This is a genomic window from Vibrio sp. Y2-5 (genome assembly GCF_014596725.1).
Taxonomy (GTDB): domain Bacteria; phylum Pseudomonadota; class Gammaproteobacteria; order Enterobacterales; family Vibrionaceae; genus Vibrio.
The window spans coordinates 1-2,676 of record NZ_JACVEG010000027.1; the positions used below are offsets into that span (position 1 = coordinate 1).

The 2,676-nt window shown below is 43.8% G+C and carries 2 protein-coding genes; both read left to right on the top strand.

The features are described 5' to 3' along the window. Positions 1-208: 208 nt before the first annotated feature. A complete protein-coding gene (locus HUO09_RS21605) occupies positions 209-1,567 on the top strand; it encodes a nodulation protein NfeD (protein WP_188235254.1) in 1,359 nt (452 codons plus the stop codon). Further along, complete coding sequence (locus HUO09_RS21610; protein ID WP_167412627.1) at positions 1,560-2,360, top strand: slipin family protein; 801 nt, start codon at positions 1,560-1,562, stop codon at positions 2,358-2,360. Before HUO09_RS21605 ends, HUO09_RS21610 begins: the two co-directional genes overlap by 8 nt. Positions 2,361-2,676: the final 316 nt, after the last annotated feature.

A 2,676-nucleotide genomic window follows, 5' to 3' on the forward strand; every position in this document is an offset into this window, starting at 1 on the left:
AATCCGTGTACATCGGTTCGATTCCGGTACGCGCCTCCATTTTCCTTCCCAGCTTATGCTGGTTTTATTCGAAATTGATAGAATGGACATCCAGTCCCTTTGATATCGATTCACTCTTCTGTTGTTCTGCGACTTTAAACTATTATTCAACTCCTCACGGCTTAATTTCCAACTACACTTACAAGTACATCCAAAGCTGGAATAAACTATGTATCATCGGGTGATAGTAGGGCTCATTTGGGGACTACTAAGCTTTTTTGCATTGGCGACGGCTGAACCGATAGATGAAAAGAAGGTGTCTTCTTCAACTGTTCCAGTCATCTCTATCAGTGGAGCAATAGGCCCTGCTGTTGGGGATTATGTGATCAAAGAAATCCAGCGAGCCAATTTCAGCAAACTCTCACCTGCAATCATTATCTCTATTGACACCCCAGGTGGACTCGTCTCAAGCCTTAGAAGCATCAATCAGCATATTTTAGCGTCAAAGATCCCGATATTATGTTTGGTTTATCCTCCTGGAGCTCGTGCTGCCAGCGCTGGTACTTACATTCTTTATGCTTGTCATATTGCGGCAATGTCTACTGCGACGACGCTAGGGGCCGCGACACCGGTACAAATTGGCGGTACCACTCCAGGAGAAGACAAGAAAGATCAACCCAATGAGCCAACGGCCATGGAAAAGAAAATTCTCAATGATTCGGTTGCTTACATTCGCTCGTTGGCTCAGTTACGTGGACGCAATGTAGAGTGGGCAGAGAAAGCGGTAATAAACGCCGAAACGCTTTCAGCCACAGAAGCGTTAGCACTCAACGTCATTAATGTGATGGCGGAGTCTCCTGAGGATTTACTGCTCAAATTGAATGGTGTTGAAGTAAAAGTTGATGATCAAAATGTGGTATTGGACCTTTCTGGAGCAGTATTGGAGCCTCGAGAGCCAGATTTACGTAATAAATTTCTAGCGACAATTACTGACCCTAACGTGGCCTATATTCTGATGATGATTGGTATATATGGTTTGATACTAGAGTTCTTTAGTCCAAGTTTTGGGGTGGCTGGCGTTACTGGTGCAATCTGTTTATTTGTTGCTTTGTATGCCTTCCAGTTGTTGCCAGTTAGCTACGCTGGTCTTGGGCTGATGCTACTTGGGATGGCGTTACTAATCGCTGAATCATTAATCCCAAGTTTTGGCATTCTTGGGGCTGGGGGAATTGCCGCGTTTGTTCTTGGCTCAGTATTCTTAATTGATAGTGATTTACCTGAGCTAAGGGTGTCGGCATCTCTGATTTATGCGATAGCTTTGTCTTCCGCGGCTTTGATTATTTTCGTGCTTAAAATGCTCATGAAACTGCGACACAAGAAGGTTGTGAGTGGTGAGGAAGCGTTAGTTGGTCATAACGCTATTGTATCGCAGGATTTTGCTCGCCACGGATACGTTAACATTGAAGGTGAGCGTTGGAAGGCTATATGTGACCATCCACTCAATAAGGGCGAAATCGTCAGTATTGAATCGGTAGATGGACTGACGTTAAAAGTGAAAAAAGTGTCAAGGAGTGAAGATAATGCCTGATATTCCAGTAAACACAGATCTACTGACTCCAGTATTACTTGCGGTGTTGGTGATAGTCATCGCAGTGCGTCTATTCCGTATTCTTCGCGAATATGAACGTGGCGTGGTTTTCTTTCTTGGTCGATTTCAAAAGGTGAAAGGTCCGGGTTTGATCATTGTTATTCCGGTGATCCAACAAATGGTACGTGTCGATTTGCGGACGGTAGTTATGGATGTACCCAGCCAAGATGTTATTAGCCGCGATAATGTGTCAGTAAAGGTCAATGCTGTTATCTATTTTCGCGTGGTCGATTCGCAAAAAGCGATCATCAATGTAGAAAATTATCTACAGGCCACATCGCAACTTGCCCAAACGACATTGCGTTCTGTGTTAGGTCAACATGAATTGGACGAGATGCTGGCGAATCGAGAAATGCTAAATGCCGATATACAAGAGATCCTTGATTCTCGAACGGATGGCTGGGGGATCAAAGTTTCCAATGTTGAAATTAAACATGTGGATCTGAATGAGTCAATGGTGAGAGCCATAGCGCGTCAAGCTGAAGCGGAAAGGACTCGTCGGGCAAAAGTTATTCATGCTTCTGGTGAGATGGAAGCATCAGAAAAGCTGGTTGAAGCCGCGAATCGTTTAGCTGAAGAGCCTAATGCGATATTATTGCGTTACTTGCAAACATTGACGGAAATCGCCGCCGAAAAAAGTTCGACCATTTTGTTTCCTATGCCCACTTCCATGATGGAAGGCCTCTTCAAGCCACCATCAAAAGGCAGTGAAGACAAAGAAAAAGAAAAGTAACTCGTTGTACATCTAAACCTAGAGGAGCGGTTTACCAATTTCATCAATCACTGTGCGGTATTTGAGTGATAACTTTTAATTTTCGGTAGTTTTATCTTGAAGATTTCGCTGGAGCGATTTGCAGGCATAATTTTTAGCAACTGAACATCAATTATACGGTGCGGTTCGCTTTCTAAGCATTCAATTCATAAAGATAAAGTTTTTTGTTGACCGGATAAAATAATCCGCTACAGTACGCCTCGTTCACACAGCAATGTGGTGAACAGATGGTGTCACCATCGCATTATGCGTTGCCCTGGTGGTGAAATTGGTAGAC